The sequence below is a fragment of the bacterium genome (assembly GCA_014360495.1).
In the GTDB taxonomy this organism is placed as follows: Bacteria; Armatimonadota; JACIXR01; order JACIXR01; family JACIXR01; genus JACIXR01.
Window position 1 is genome coordinate 1 of the sequence record JACIXR010000007.1, and the last position, 16,148, is coordinate 16,148.

At 46.8% G+C, this 16,148-nt stretch carries 8 protein-coding genes; 4 read left to right on the forward strand and 4 right to left on the reverse strand.

From position 1 onward, the window contains the following. Positions 1-218 precede the first annotated feature (218 nt). Together H5T88_06925 and H5T88_06930 are read right to left on the reverse strand one after the other, a co-directional pair. The gene (locus H5T88_06925) at positions 219-1,076 is read right to left on the reverse strand and encodes a hypothetical protein (GenBank protein ID MBC7330075.1); all 858 of its coding nucleotides are present in this window, start codon (positions 1,074-1,076) and stop codon (positions 219-221) included. A 76-nt stretch (positions 1,077-1,152) separates the two neighbouring features. Beyond that, positions 1,153-3,009 (reverse strand): hypothetical protein, encoded by a 1,857-nt coding sequence (locus tag H5T88_06930; protein MBC7330076.1) that lies wholly within the window; start codon positions 3,007-3,009, stop codon positions 1,153-1,155. Between the two features lie 45 nt (positions 3,010-3,054). On the opposite strand from H5T88_06930, the gene nrdD reads away from it, so the two are divergent. From nrdD to H5T88_06950, 4 genes are all read left to right on the forward strand, one after another. Then, the gene (nrdD, locus tag H5T88_06935; GenBank protein ID MBC7330077.1) at positions 3,055-5,145 is read left to right on the forward strand and encodes an anaerobic ribonucleoside-triphosphate reductase; all 2,091 of its coding nucleotides are present in this window, start codon (positions 3,055-3,057) and stop codon (positions 5,143-5,145) included. Positions 5,146-5,165: 20 nt separating this feature from the next. Further along, positions 5,166-5,921: a sugar phosphate isomerase/epimerase gene (locus H5T88_06940; protein MBC7330078.1), complete on the forward strand. Its 756-nt coding sequence runs from the start codon at positions 5,166-5,168 to the stop codon at positions 5,919-5,921. Positions 5,922-5,991: 70 nt separating this feature from the next. Further along, the gene (locus H5T88_06945) at positions 5,992-7,983 is read left to right on the forward strand and encodes a hypothetical protein (protein MBC7330079.1); all 1,992 of its coding nucleotides are present in this window, start codon (positions 5,992-5,994) and stop codon (positions 7,981-7,983) included. Continuing rightward, entirely contained in the window at positions 7,967-10,906 is a 2,940-nt protein-coding gene (locus H5T88_06950) for a hypothetical protein (GenBank protein ID MBC7330080.1), read from the forward strand. Before H5T88_06945 ends, H5T88_06950 begins: the two co-directional genes overlap by 17 nt. A 56-nt stretch (positions 10,907-10,962) precedes the next feature. Here H5T88_06950 and H5T88_06955 read toward each other — a convergent pair whose 3' ends face one another. Together H5T88_06955 and H5T88_06960 are read right to left on the reverse strand one after the other, a co-directional pair. Then, entirely contained in the window at positions 10,963-14,820 is a 3,858-nt protein-coding gene (locus H5T88_06955) for a hypothetical protein (protein ID MBC7330081.1), read from the reverse strand. 52 nt (positions 14,821-14,872) lie between these two features. Next, a complete protein-coding gene (locus H5T88_06960; protein ID MBC7330082.1) occupies positions 14,873-16,147 on the reverse strand; it encodes a hypothetical protein in 1,275 nt (424 codons plus the stop codon). Position 16,148: the final 1 nt, after the last annotated feature.

Here is a 16,148-nt window from a genome sequence, read left to right on the forward strand (position 1 = left end):
GGCGGTGGTCAGTTTGGACCAGGCAGACAGTAGCGAGTTAATAAGAGGAGCATAATATGGGTGGGCAGATTGCCGATGTCGGCAATCTGCCCACCCAACTTTGATTTTAAAAATTAGGAAATGATAAAAAGCTTGGAAATAAGCCAGTTTCAAAAAGAAAAGACAGGGGAAAGGGTTTATCCTTCCCCCTGTCTTTTAATTCTTTATGATTTAAGTTTTTAGAAAGATGATGATAGGCTTATCAGATGAAGGTCGGCCCTTTCATGCCTGGCGATTAGCCAGCCATAATCTATTTTTATCATATTGTATTTTATCCCCAATCCAAGCGTAGCGTTTTTATGAAGCCAGCCAAACCTCACAGTTAGGTAGTCGTTGAGCTTCCTCTCTATTCCGCCTCTTATCTGCACTTTATCAGTGGGGAAATTCCCCTTTTCTCTTGTGATATTGAACAAGTCAATAGCTAATAGGGTTGCTTCATTGGGGCGTAGGGCAAATCCGATATTCATTGTGGGTTTAATTGGGAGCAAGGGGGAAGCACCGCCCGGGAGCTGGAGGGAAGGAGAAGTTACGTTGAGATATGATAGCCCGATAGTTAATTGGGGCGATACTTGGTTTATCAGACCGATATCAACCGCCCAGGCGTTATCACCGGTGCCAGCAATGTCCGCCCTTTTGCTTCTTATATTGCCGCCAAGATAGAAACCTTCCCCAAGCTTCTGGGACACGGTGTACACTATGTCGGTTTCTTCCTCCCGGGTATCGTCTCTTCTGCCATTCCAGTAGGAAAGAGCGCCAGCGAACTCGCTTGGACCTCTGCTCGGAGCGATAAAGGATAGCATATAAAGTTTCGCATCTTTCGCCTTTGCGGCAGTAGTGAAACTCGTCTGTGTCTCCGTAATAGCCCCAATAATAGCCGGGTTCCATATAGCGGCGCTTACATCATCAGTCACCGCTATTGAGGCACTGCCGATGCCGAGCAACCTGGCCGTACCGACATCAAAATAGACTGCCTGCTGGCTGTAGGCAATGCCAGCCATGAACAATACTACAAGCAACAAGAACATCAGCTTCTTCATAAATATCAGACCCCCTAATAAAAGTTTTTTAGAATTCTACATACATATTATTCAATGGTCAAGCAATTTTTTATTTTTAAAATCCACCTTGAGATATTTCCAAACCAAATTTTTTATCTCGTTTGGACCAATAAAGATATATCTCCCTTTCTCCAATGGACTTTGAAAGGATATATTGTAAATCTGAAAAGTCATAGGGACCAAGTTTATAAAAATAAGAACGAAGCTGAAGACCCCATTGATGAGAGAAAGAGTAAGATAAGTTTCCGTAGCTGAACTTGCTATTGTCTTCCAAACTGTTGTTTATGTAGAAATAACCTGACCATTTGCCTCTCCTGAAGAGTAGATTAAGCCCCAAATTCTCGCCTCCCTGACTTCCATACCTCGTAGCATTGAACTTTGAATAGGTAATGCTCAAGTTCCCCCACCCCTTGAGCTCCCTTCCTAAATAGGCGTTAAATGTATAAAGTCCCTTGTCCTCCTTCCCCCATTGATAACCTCCCTCCAGTGAAAGGTCCAACCTGTTTTTCCCAATCATAATTGAAGGAGAAAGCCATTGGACAAAGAGCTCCTTTCCCAACCAATCCCACTTATATACCCTCCCTACTATTCCAAGCGAAGACATCCCCAATTTCAACGGACGTATCCTAAGTGATATATCCTGCCCTTCTTTCTCGTAAATCCCGTATTTCCTTTGATAGATGTTGTAGATTAAGTTAGCGGAAGACCATTCTTTCCTTATGGAAACTCTGCTATACCTATCTCCTCTTGCGAGGTAATCAAGATAGAGGTTAGTAAAGAGCTTATCGGGGAAGATGTGCTGATGAGACCAGGTAGCTCCCCAATCTCCTCCCTCCCCCTGCTCAAAAACAATTCCTCCCCTTGCATTATTTAGTTCATATTGCTGGTCAAGCGCCAAATTCCATCCTTGCCGCCTCGTGTATACATCTATACCACTTGCATTCGCATACCGGAGATGAAGAGCACCTGTATAATTCTCTTTTAGGGCAAAATAAAAGGGAAAATCAAGAGCTATACCGCTCGTTCCCCAACTCAACATCTGCTGAGTATAATCACCATAAGTGGAAAACCTTATTAACTGATATGGGAGGGAAAAAACTTTACTGCCTCCTATGAAGGTAGAAGTTCCCTTTAGGTAGACCTTCTCCCCGGGAAATATCTCCGCCTCCTTTGCGAGAATCACGACGCGAGAATCGGCTGGGTCGTAGAAGTCAAAGGCATAGGAAGGAATATATCCTTCAAAAGGTTCCTCCACAAGGTTTATACCTTTTATCTTGACAGCCCTTACTTCTCCTTCTGCGATGAGCATAATTCCCTCATTGGAGGTGAAATCCCAAAACAGCCTATCTCCTTCAATCTTCTTATGCCCGTTGCTCACGCATATTTCCCCCAGCGCTTTTAAAGTAGCTGAAGTAGCATCTACCTGAAAGCTATCGCCCGTGAAGATAAGCCCCTTGTAGTAAACATTTACATTTCCCGTAGCGTCCAAGACTCCTCCATCGGCGCACCAAGCAAGATAATTTCCCGAGACTTTTACCACTCTTCCCTTTCGCTCATATGTTAGTTCTTTCTCGGAAACGAAGGTAACTTTAGCTTGAACAGTTGAGCCCAGACAGGAGATGGTGATTGTAGCGGTTCCTTCCTTTGTGCTCGTTATCTCTGCCCTTGCCACACCTCCTTCCGTATATACCCAAGGAGTTATAGTGCCGAGGGTAGTGGCGAAATCAACTCTCACGCTCTGAGAGACAAGCCCCTTTCCTTCCTCCCTTATCTGGGCTGTAATCACTGCGGTAGAAGTCCCATCAGCGGGGACAACCTGTGGGTTCACATCAACTTGAATGGTGTATATCGCTCCTCTCGCAAGGCTTAGAAATAAGATAATAGAGAGGAGAAAAAATTTTCGTCTTCCCATTTTTCAGTAATATGATATAATAGATTAGGAAAGGAGGCAAGGCTTATGATTGAGGAAAAGAAAGAGGTCACCGATGTTTCCCTCTTCGTCCGCACCTCTGGAGAACAATTAGAGCGTTGGAATAGGCAAAGGATAGTTGACGCCCTCGTCAGAGAGGCTCATATGGAGGTTGCCATCGCCCAACGTATAGCAAAGGAGGTAGAGGAGGAGATTTTCGCCTCCCATATCCAAGTTATAACCACCTCCTTAGTGAGGGAATTGGTTGATGCTAAATTGATAGAATATGGCTTTGAGAACGCCCGTAGGATGCATACCCGCATAGGCGTTCCCGTTTACGATGTGAAGAACATTATTTTTTATCCGAACAAGGAGAACGCGAATATCCCCCACAATCCCGAGGCAACTAATCTAACCCTCGCCGAGGCTATAAAGAGGGAATTCGCCCTCCTCCATGTCTTCTCTCAAGAGATATCCGATGCCCACATTAGCGGCATCATTCATCTCCACGACCTTGGCTTCATTGACCGCCCTTATTGTTCAGGACAATCGCTTGAATATGTGAAGAAGTTCGGCTTAGACCTACCCAATGCGCTCTCCATAGCCAAACCCGCAAGACATCCCGAGGTTCTTCTCGGTCAATTGATCAAATTCTCCGCCGCTTTACAGGGACATTTCGCGGGCGCAATAGGATGGGATGCTGTTAATCTCTTCTTCGCTCCCTATTTAGAGGGGCTTTCCGATAGGGAAATCCACCAGCTCGCCCAGATGCTGATTTTCGAATTCTCCCAGCAAGCAGTAGCGAGAGGTGGACAAGCTATCTTCAGCGATATTAACCTCTATTGGGAGGTTCCCGAACATTTCGCCGATGTACCCGCAATCGGTCCGGGAGGGGAATACACGGGAAAAACTTATAAGGAATATGAAAAGGAAGCGCAGAGATTCGTCAAAGCCATATTTGAGGTCTACCTGGAAGGAGATGGAACGGGTCGTCCCTTCTTCTTCCCCAAGCCCCTTGTCCATATGACGGAGAAATTCTTCCAAACCGAGGGATGGCAGGATTTTCTCAATTTTATCTGCGAGGTGGCAGCGGAAAAGGGTAATACCTATTTCGTATTTGATAGGGGAGGAACGGCGAAAATCTCTGAATGTTGTAGGCTGTCCTTTAAATTAGAGGAATCAGATATGGCTGACGCAGCTCAGCCCTGGAAGATGCGTTATGCGGCGATTCAAAATGTCACCATCAATTTACCCCGCATCGCTTACGAGGCCGAAGGAAGCGACGCCTTGCTCTTTCATCTTTTGAGGGAGAGAGTGGAGCTCGCTGTAAAGGCGCATCTTCAAAAGAGGCGCTTCTTGGAGGAATTGCTATCGCTCGGTTCAGAGGGACCCTTGGCTCTACTCGCAATGAGCAGGGATGGTCAGCCCTATCTCAGAATGCATAGGGCAACCTATCTCATAGGAATGGTCGGTTTAAATGAAATGGTGCAGGCACACCTGGGGAAAGAAATGCATGAATGCAACGAGGCGCTGAAATTCGGCTTGAAAGTGATTGCGTTTATGAAGCTTCTTTGTGAGGAATTCTCACGAAAATACAATATGCGCTTCGTTTTAGAGCAAACCCCCGCTGAATCCGCCGCCCATAGGCTCGCGAAATTGGATTTGTCCCACTATCCGGATAAAGCCGAACATATTGTAAAGGGAGATATCTCCAAGGGAGAGATTTACTATACCAATTCCACCTATTTGAATGTCTCTGTGCCCATAAATCCCATAGAGAGGGTGAAGAAAGAAGGTCTTTTCCACCCATTGATAGAAGCGGGCGCTCTCACTCATATTTGGCTGGGAGAAGCAAGACCCAATGCGGAATCGCTCGCCAATTTCGTGGTGAAAGTATTCCGCCAGACGGAAAACGCCCAAATCGCCTTCTCCCCCGAGTTCACTTTCTGCAACAGATGCAGCAGCCTATCACGAGGAATATTAAACGCTTGTCCGCGCTGTTCCTCGCAGGATGTTGAGGGTATAACGAGAGTAACAGGATATTTCTCCCGCGTTTCCGGCTGGAATAAGGGAAAGAGGGGCGAGCTAAAAGACCGCTTCCGAAGCGGTAAGTACTTCCTTGAGGAAAAAATAAAATAAAAAGGAGGTATCAGGAAAAGATGAAAGTCGGCGTCCAGCTTTACACATTGAGAGATTTCACGAAAACTGCGAAGCAAACAGCTGAAACCCTGAGGAAAGTGAAGGAGATGGGCTACAACATCGTCCAAGTATCCGCTGTTGATGAACCGAAAGATGTTAAGGAATTGAAGAAACTATTGGATGATAATGGGCTCATCGCCGTTTCAACACACACGGGATATGAGGAAATCGTTAAGGAAACTGATAAGGTAATTGAGGAACACAAGATACTCGGATGTGAAGCAATTATATGCCCTGGCTTGCCGATGGAGCTTCATAATAAGGAAGGATATATAAAGGTTGGGAAGGATTTCTCAAAGGTCATAGGGAAAATCAAGGAGAACGGGCTCGTCCTTGCCTATCACAATCATGGGATAGAGTTTGAGAGATATGAGGGTAAAACAGGATTGGAAATCTTGATGGAGAATTGCCCCGAGCTTGAGGCGGAAATTGACACTTATTGGGTTCAATATGGAGGAGGCGACCCCGCTTACTGGATTGAGAGATTCAAAAACAGGGTGAGCCAAGTCCATTTCAAGGATATGGGAATCATTCAAAATAGGCAGGTTATGCCTCCAATTGGGGAAGGAAATTTGAACTGGGAGAGAATAATTGAGGCTTGCAGAAACGCCAATGTAAAATATTGCCTTGTAGAGATGGACACCCCAACGATAGAACCATTTGAGGCACTAAGGATAAGCTTGGAGAATCTCAAGCGATTGGGCTTGGAAGCTTAGAAATCCTTATTAGGACGCAAATTTTCGGCATAAGCGACTTCTTTCCTGTAAAGGAAGGAGGTGGAGTGTAGTGGTTAAATTTCTCAGCATATCCTTGCTTTTGTTCCTCTTATTTGCTTTTCTCATCCCCGCCAAGGGTGAGGACTCGGGGTTATATAAGAGAATGGGGGAAAATATCGTCGTCAACGGTGGGTTCGAGGAGGAAGAGAATGGAGCCCCTGTTGGCTGGTCCATTCCCAAGGATATCACTTCCTTGGATTCCATCAATCCTCGCTCTGGGAAGTTCAGCTTAAAATATTCTCGCACGGATAAAAACGACTACCGCCTCATCACTCAGCAAATCCCCTGCGTTCCCGGAAAGCTTTACGAGGCATCGGTATGGGTTAAGGGAGAAAATGTCAAAAGCGAGGAATCCACTGATCAAGGGGCTGGTTTCTGCATTGAATGGTATGACCAGAATGGAAAGTGGTTGGGAGGAACTTATCCACACTGCATAGCGGGAACATTTGATTGGCAGAAGATAACAACTATCGTTCGGATACCCAAGGAAGCGAAGAAGGTGAATATCACTCTTTACCTTCGTCCCAAGAATATCGGCACAGCCTGGTTTGATGATGTTGAAGTAGTTCCAGTAGCATCTTCCCTCTTCTCGCTCGCACTGCTTTCCCCCGCTTATAGGGGAACCATTTTGACACCAACCAGGGGAAAACAAATCAAAGCGAAGATACTTATTGATAGAGAGGACTACGACTTAACGGGGATACCCCTGCGAATTTTGAGCGAGTTGAAGGATGGCAAGGGAAATACTCTTGCTAAATCGGAAATGGTTCTCAGTGAGGAGAAGGAGGCTATTATCTCTCTGCCCCTTCCTGACTTAAAGCAGGGAGAATACGATTTCATCTGCCATCTTTATTCAAAGGAGAAAGAATTGGGGAAGATATCGGAACGGATAAGCGTGATGCAGAGGATGAAAGCGAAAGTTTATATTGACGAAAAACAAAGGCTCAGAGTGGATGGCAAGCCATTCTTCCCAATCGGTCTCTATCTCGGTCCAACTGAAGACGAGCATTTGGAACGGATAAGCAAGGCCGGCTTCAATACCATCCTCTGCTACGGATACGGCGTTGGGCAAAATCCAGAGGCATATATGGAGAGGGCTTTAAAATACGGGTTAAAGGTGATTTATTCTGTTAAGGATTTCTATGAAGGAACGGCATATTTCCCTAAGATGGGGAAAAGCGGTCTGGAGTTGGCGAAAGAGTATGTTCTGAAGTTTCGCGACCATCCCGCCCTTCTCGCCTGGTATATAAACGATGAGCTCCCAATCACCTACATCCCAAAGTTAACTGAGATGTATAAGTTGATAAAGAGCCTTGACCCTAACCATCCTCAATTCCAAGTGCTATATCAAATTCCCGACCTTGAGTTCTATTATAATTGCACGGACATAATGGGAGTAGACCCCTACCCCATCCCCTCTCGTCCAATCAGTATGGTCTCCGAGTGGACTTCTTCCGCGGTTAAGGCAATGAGCAATGCCAAACCTGTTTGGGTTGTTCCACAAATCTTTGACTGGTCAGTTTATAATCCGGCGAACAAGCCGAGAGAGCCAACTTTTGAGGAGAAGAAAAATATGTTCTATCAGGCGCTCATCAACGGTGCAAAGGGATTGATAGCCTATTCCTACTTTGACCTCCTAAGGACAACTGGAGGCAAGGAAGCGCCCAAAGAGCTTTTTGAAAAGAGATGGCGTGAAGTTTGCGAGATAGTGGCGGAGATAAAGAAAATAGTGCCAGTTATTCTCGAAGGCGAGGACTTGGGTAAATTGAAAGGAATTCCCGAGAGCGAAAAGTTACAGGCAAGGGGAATCCTCTATAAGGGACAACTCTATATCCTAATCGCTAATACATCAGATGCGACATTATCAATAGACATTTCTTTACCTTTAAGAGGCTGGAAATCGGCAACTGGATTTAATGGCGAGCAAATAGTTATCAAAGATGATAAACTTCATATAGACCTTGAACCCTTGGAGGCTACGACCTATGTGTTATCTAAATAGGATTTTACCCGTCTTTCTCCTAACATTATCAAACATCTTCTGGGGTGATTCTATGCAACCTGTGAAGCTCGGCGATTTCCTTTGGCATATTGAGGCTGAAAGGCAAGATGACTTCTGGTTAGACCCGCAAGGTGGACCGGGAAATTCTCCCGCACTTGTCGGAAGGGCATTCCCCGGAAAATCGGGCAAATGGGTCTCAGAGCCAATTTCAGTTGAAGAGGACAAAGCTTATATCTTTTCCGCTTTCGTTTGCTCACAACTCAATAGCGCTCAGGGGAGATTGGAGTTGGTTTTCTTGGATTCGGAAGGGAAAGAGATATCCGTTTTTTCCAGCCGCACGATATTCTGGCATCACAATTGGGCAAGATATAAAGCGGTTGGAATCGCCCCAAAGGGCGCCAAGAAGGCAATCCTTCGCTTCAGTGTATGGGGACCAGAGGGAAATAGCTCGGGAAACGCTATGATTGCCCAAATCCATTACGGCAAGAGCGTGGATATAAAAGCCGAATTCAATGCCAAAGGGAATGTCATAATTTATCCAGCAAAGGGACAGGCTATGCTATACTTCCGCGGTGTCCCCGCGAATTTCCCATTGAAAATAAGATGGAAAATCCTTGACTTTAACTTAAACCAAGTAGCCGAAAAAGAAACCAACACATCTTCAAGGGAACTCTCAATCTCTATTCCTCCGTTGGAGCCGGGCTACTATATACTTCAAATTGAGGCAAGTGGGGAGGGAATCATCCCAAATGATGAGGAGGTCTCCTTTGGGGTAATAAACCCATTGCCTAAAGATTTCAATCGTAAAGAATCGCCCATCTGTTTGGATGCGGGAATGAGTTGGTCCTATGCTCCCGATGAGAAAAGGCTTGACCTTGCCTGCTATCTCTGCGAGATAGCAGGAATAGGGCTTTTAAGGGACCGCTTATGGTGGGGAGAGGTGGAAAAGGAGGAGGGCAAATACAATTGGGGTCGCTATGAACAATCCGCAAAGGCTCAAGCCCGCCACAACATAACGGTTTATCAAATCTTTCACGATTGCCCAGTATGGGCAAGCATAGACCTTACAGGTGGAAGGAAAGCAGGCAATCAACCGCCTAAAGACCCGATTTATGTTTATAGGATGGTCAATCGTCTGGTGAGGGATTTGGGGAAATATGTTCGCTACTTTGAGGTTTGGAATGAACCAAATATCGGCTTTTTCAATGGGCGTCCAGAGGATTACGCCGCCATTCTTAAAGCCGCTTACCTCGGAGCCAAGGACGCAGACCCTAATTTCGGAATCCTCATTGGCTCAGCAGCGGGAACACCTGGGGAATTCTACAAAAGGGTATATGAAAACGATGTAGGAGGCTATTTTGATATTTATAATCAACACTGGTACGGCTCTCCCGAGGATTTATTCAATTTCATACCGAGCTCGGTTATATCCCAGCTGAGTAAATTTGGATTGGAGGACAAGCCAATCTGGATGACGGAGATGGGGATGAGGGCTTACCCTGATGAAAACGGCGACTTCAAAGAGATTGAGCGTCAGCAGGCTTCCTATCTCGTTAGAGCTTATACCTGCTCATTCGCGAACGGGATTTCAAAGTTCTTTTATTTCTACCTATGCGAGTATTTGGAGGGGAGTGTTTCCCTCTGGGGAATAGTTCGCTCCGATTTAACCCCTAAGCCTACTTATATTGCCCTTGCCAACCTCATTCGCCAGCTTGGAGAGGCTAAATGCATTGGGTGGAAGAAGATTGATGATACTTATTTGATTGCCTTTAGAAGAAATAAAGACGAAAATGTAATTGTAGCTTGGGGCAAGGAAGGAAAGAACATCACCATCCCTGCAAAAGGACCAATTGTTGATATCGTTGGAAAGGTTATTCGTAAAGAGGAAAATAAGCCTGTTCCCCTCGCTATCCCCCTATCTAATATGCCGATTTACATAAGGGGGCTAACCAATAGGGAAATCTCCGAGCTCCAGCTGAAACCTCCCCTTCCCAAAAATGATTGGAGACCAACGCCGGATAAAGAATTGAATACTAAGAGAACTTGGCTTCAGCTCGAGGTTAATCCCGGGCAACCTCGTTCAGGTGATGAGAGCGAGAAATGGGGAGCATTCATAGAGCCAGGGAAACCTTTCGTCGTTCGGGCTTGGGTGCGAAATTACTCCGATAAGCCAGCTTTCGCAACTCTAACCTGCCAGCCAGACGATGTTTTCTCCCTTCAAGGTGAAAAAGAGGTGAAGATTAGAGTTAAGGGATGGGAAAGCGGGTATCACGATTTCGTTCTAATCGGACAAAACATTGTGCAGGGGCAGGAGATGGGTGTTTCAGTGCTAATGGAGACGAGCAATCACCTGGAGAAAGGGAGAGTTTATCTCCAATCAAGGACCTCGGATGTGAAGGCGAAAGAGGAATCACTCATAATGGATGGCGATTGTGATATCAACCAAATCATCCCGAATAACTCGCCCACTACAGAGGTTGAAATAAGGAAAGACGAGCAGGTTAAGCTTGGGGAAAAGGCGAGCATAAAGATAGGAGCGAAAATCGTTGGAAGGGGAGATGCCTGGGTATTCCCACACATCGTCCTTCCCGAAGATTTGGATTTGAGCAAGTTCAAGGGATTGGAGATTTGTAGTTATGTTCCGGAGGGGAAGGAGAGAAATGCAGGGCTATTAGTTCAGTTAATAGAGGAAGGTGGTGGGACTTGGATGATAGGAGGGATGCGTTCTTTGAGGGAGGATGGTTGGAAGAGGGATGTTGTGATATTCAGCTCTGCGAGACCGACGCAATGGGGTCCCGACCCGGATGGAAAATTGGAGTTGGAGAAGGTGAGGAAGATAATGATAGGATGGGGAGGTTATAGTGGGGAAATTGGTGAGAATATAGAGTTCTGGTTGGGGAAGGTATCGGCGATTAACTGGTAAAAAAGGGCGGCGTCGCCTTCGGCGACCCCGCCCTTGTAATTCTCTCTAATCCTCTCTTACCTCAAATTGAACATTGTTATTCCTCTAACGAAACTGCCGTCGGAGCTCCTCGCTATTACCTCCAAGAGATATACGCCAGCAGGCAACGGCTTCCCTTGGGCATCCTTGCCATCCCATACCACGCTGTTCAACCCAGCCACGCCTGAGCGTGTCATCTCTTTTATCAACCTCCCATCCACTCCCTTAACGCTCACCTTCACATCCGCACTATCGCTCAGGCTGAAGCTCACATTCACTCCTCCCCTCGTCGCCTTCGCCATCAACCCGCTTATCAATAGCGCTGATGCCCGCCTCTCGTATACCACCTTCAGCTCCTTGCGACCATCAGAGCTGAATACATAGCGGGAGCTCGTCAGCATGTTGATTCTCTTATCTCCATCTATCAGATACAACGCATAGCCCTTGGGAAGCTGGGAGAGATTTGGCCAGCTCAAGGTTATCTCACCAGCACCCTCTACCACTACATCCCATTCCGCCCTCTCAGCCTTCTCCCTCACATCCCAAGCCAACCTCTCTCCCTTCCTCAGGAAGTAAAGCTGAACTCCACTCAAAGCAGGCGGCTCCTCAACCCCAGATAGCAACCCGCTATCTCCCATACCCAGATAGTTGCAGGTATCCTTGCCAGTGGAGCTCTGTGCAACGAGCTGAACCTTCCAACCCTCGGGCTTCAAATCCCTCGCCTCAACGGACTTCGTTGCGGGCGTGAATACCAACTGCACGCCGTCCTGCATTGCCTTTATCCAGTAGCCCTTCCAACCCTTAATCGTCCTATTATCACCGCTTAGGGCAGGATGGATGAGGATGTAATCCCCAGTCGTTGTATCGTAGCCCCAGAGATAACCTCTTACCAATCCTTCCCTATCCGCCTCGCTTAAGCTCAATTGTTGTGTTCCATACATCACCGTTAGAGCGGAGAGGTCAAGGTCGGAAGTGTAAGGAGAACCTATTATGTTCCAACCCTTTGCGAGGGAGACCGTTGTTTCCCCATCGGGCAGAACGCCAGCGTAAAGATTGAGAGTGGGCGCTGAGCCATCTTTAGCCTTCATCCAGAAACCCTGTCCTGTATTTAGGACCGAGAGGTCAACATATTTTCCTTGAGCAGGGTCCCACCACTTGAGAGCGAGGTTGCTCAACTGGTCCTTCAGGATATCGCTGACTTTGGTATTGGTGAAAAGTAGGGGCAGTGCAACCATATCAATCACGGGGAATTTATTTGTGGTCTTTATGAGGAACGAGTCGGTTCCTTTGCTTTGACCGGTGGCTTTGTCCTCTGCCTCAATCGTCCAGGTCCCCAGGGTGTCCAAGGGGATTTGTGAAGTGGGCAAGGTGATTGAGGCGAGACCATTCTCCTCTGTATCCACTTCTATTGAGAAAACCTTCCCCAGCGGATTAGTAATACTTACGGACAATGTTTGGTTCGCCATATATGCGATGCTTATCTTGAGGGTTGCGCCTCTTTGAGCGATTATATCTAATTCCTCAGGCGAAGCTTGAACTGCTATAACTCCCACGCCTAAACTTCCTTTATCAGAGCGCACCTCCACATAACCGTCCTCCGCTTCGAAGACGAATGTATAAACGCCGATATCGTTCAACACCACATCTTTCGCTGTGAAGACGATTCCCTGTTTGGGATTATCGCCTTCTTGCTCAGGCGTTATAGGTGGTAACTCTTCGCCTTGGGGGTCGGTTATTATCAAGCGAACATTTTGAGGTTGGTCGCCGTCTACATCCTTGTAAGTCACGGAGAAGGTGAACTTTCCTCCAGCCTGCCCGTAAAGTGGGGAAGCTTGGGGATTGAGCAATTGGGGAGGATTGTTTACAATTGGACCCTCAACAGGTGTTGTGGAAGTCACGTCTATTCCGTCAGAGGCAGAAAACTTGTAGGAATATTTATAACCTGTAGCCTTATATAGATTGAGGGAATATGTCCAGAGTTTTCCATCCTTGCTTGTCATAGTGAAGGGAGAACCGGTTATTTCGGAGCCATCTTGAAGGATATGCAATTTAACATATTCTGCGGAATCCACATCTGGGTCGGAATATTCAACACTAAAGGAGAACTTCTCCCCTGGAGCTCCTAAGGTTGGCTCAACCTTCCCATTGCTTAAGAGAGGAGCAGTATTTACACTCGGACCCGTAAATTCGCCGACGCTGGGATATCTGTAATCAGTCGTTCCATCGGAAGCTGTATAGTAGAAATCGTATAATCCTCTCTCTAAATAAATCCTCGTCTTATAGCTCCTTCCGTCTGACGAGGTCATATCGGCCTCGTAGGTCTTTCCTGTGATGGTGTTTATAAGATGAAGCTTTAGGTATGTAAGGGGTTTATCGGGAATATTATAAAGCAAAGTGAAGGTAAAGAGAGTGGAAGGAGCTCCTTTGCTCGGTGTAAAGTTGGCGCCGCTGAATGCGGGCAGACCAGAGAACGCTTTGACGCAAACATTTGTATTATAGAAGTATGAAGTTATATCTTCCCAACTCACTCCGTCGCTACTGATAAAGCTCTCACCCGGGTTTGCTGTAGCCTTACTGCTGTAGCCAGCGACTGGAATCTCAACGGGAATGGGAGCGTCCCAACCCGGAGTATTCAGATAAACAACAACAGAGAATTTCTGTCCCTGAGCGACTTGGACAGGAACATCCAAGAGGATGGTATGGTACCCGGGAAGGGGCAGTGTTCCGCTCTTGCTTCCCGCCAAGGTTCCGCTTCTTGGCTGACCGGGAGCTACATTGGTGTAGACATAAACTGTATAGCTGGTGTTCACAACAGGAGTATAGAAGCTTACCGCACTGATGGGCTCGTCGCTAACAGCGGTGAAAATATTCGCGAACCAAGCTGTTGACCCACCATAGCCTGTGAAAGTTACTACTCCGAGAGGGTCATACTGATATATGTTGGTATAATTCGTCACATCCTCTCCCGCAGCGAATACTGCATTTTCTATTCCTATCGCTGTATCGTAATAAGAAATGTAAAAGTATCCTCCCTCGCCCCAACTTGAACCCCAGCTATTTCTCACTATAAAGGCTCCGTCGCCAGGTGGTTCTGTTGAGAAATTAGTTCTCGGGTAGTTATCATCCCATCCAACTATGCAGACGGAGTGATTGCCGTATTCCGAGCCACTATAATAATAAGCATTTGTTGAAGGATTGAAATAAGCGTCATCGTAATACATTGAAGTATAAACTGCTCCATATCGCATAACAGCGGATTTTATTATGTCATTATCTAGCGGCCCGGTTCTATCAGGTAATGAGTAGACTTTCTGAATATGTTGGCGAACGGTTAACTGCTGCCAGCTCCCAGGATTTGGATATGGGTCGTCAACTTCCTCCACTGGTCCAAACCATCCCGCAAGATAAGCAACTGAGGATAGAGCAAATCCTCCATTCCAACCGAAGGGTTCCCCGGGAGCAACAGGGTCATAGTTATCTGCTGCCCAATTGGTCAAATTATTTTCCGAGAAATCCCAAACCTTCCCCGTTTCGGTGAGGTCGCAGGATTCAAGAGAACCAAATGTGGCATGTGCCCAACAAGTCCCATAAACATCCTGGTCCTTTACTGGGGTTAACCTACCTTGTTGACGGAGGTCATAACGTGATGGAAGAGGCTGTCGCGATAAACTGACAATCCTTCCTCTATTGATAGCGGAGAAATTAAACGGAGAAGGTAATAGACCCAAAGGATGCCCGCTTTTGGTGAATAGAGGAGGGACAATCCCCTTGCCTACATTCTCACGAAACTCCAAAAACTTTGGATTAAGAGGTGCAAGGAAGGGCTGTGCATATGCTACCCCAACCCAAAGGAGCGATATCCCCAATATCAGTAGAATGCCTTTTCTTTTTAGCATATTTTTAGAACCTCCTCCTACGGGTTAATTTAACCCTCATCCTCACGCTTCCTTATGGTGGTGTGGGTGCAGGTGCTTCAGGAGTTGGTTGAATCGGCTTAGAAGCTAATCCTTCTGCCCCTTGAGAAGATAAAGCGGATACCTTATAGTAAACCGTCCCTGCGAGCGGATTAGCGTCTAACAATTGCGTTCCCGTGGTGGTTCCGATTAGCTCAAACGGCCCATCCTGGCTAACTCCCCGATATATCCTATAACTACTTGCCCCGACGACCGCCTGCCAATTTATCTCCACATAACTCTTCGTCTGGCTCGCTATCTTTATGGCGCTGACACCGCTGGGAACGGGAGGCGCTCCCACTATTATCAATGAACTATATGCCCGACCAAGCTCTTCTCCTCCCTTGCCTATTGCGATTACACAATAAGCATAAGCGTTCCCTATTCGGACATCCGTATCAGTGTAAGCGGTCTGAGGAGGATAAACCTCCCATAAATCCTCATAGGGAAGCGTCTTTACATCCTTTATAACTTGGATGTTCCAAGGCGCTCCCTGAGGCGTATTCTGTAGTGTAGCTCTCAATATTTTATATCTTGAAGCTCCAACTGCGGGATTCCAACTTATATCCACTGTCGCCCCATAAGATACCGCATCAACCCTAGGAACATAAGCTTCCGCCTTTGCTTCCTCCCTCGTTTGACTCCACACTATCCAGCCCAACAATATAGCCCCCAGTAGATAGTACTTGCTTCTTTCCTTTCTCTTTATCTCCGCTTGCTTCTTGGAAGGTGTAGGAGCACCTACTAACGCAGATACGAGAGAGCGAGCCGCCTCATCCAATGCTTCCTTTATCGCCGCTTCCCTTGATACTCCGTTGACCTTTCCCCTGCTCTTACCCGTCACAACCGCCTCCTTAACCTGCTTCCCCTCCGCAACACTCAGCATCCTCGCCCGCTCCATTACGCTTATTACGCCCTCTTCCTCCTTCAACTCCTCAACGCTTCCTATAAATACATAATTCGCCCCCAGTAGCCTTCCTATCTCCATCGCCCTATCATCATCGCCCGGCGCAAGTGTCACCTCCTCCTCCGTCAATGAGCCATCGGATATCAGCCTCTGGACCATTGGAGAGCGAAGATGATAGGGTATTACATCTCCCCTCCCAGTTGCGAAGAGGGCGATGTTTAAGGCGCTGCGGGCTTCTTCAGAGAGATTCTGCTCGGTCTTATCCTCAAAGGGGAAAACTAGGTAGGTATCCTTCCCCCAAAGGGGCAGGACACCTAAAATCACGACTAGCAACAGGACAGAATAGCTCGCTACTTTCTTCATT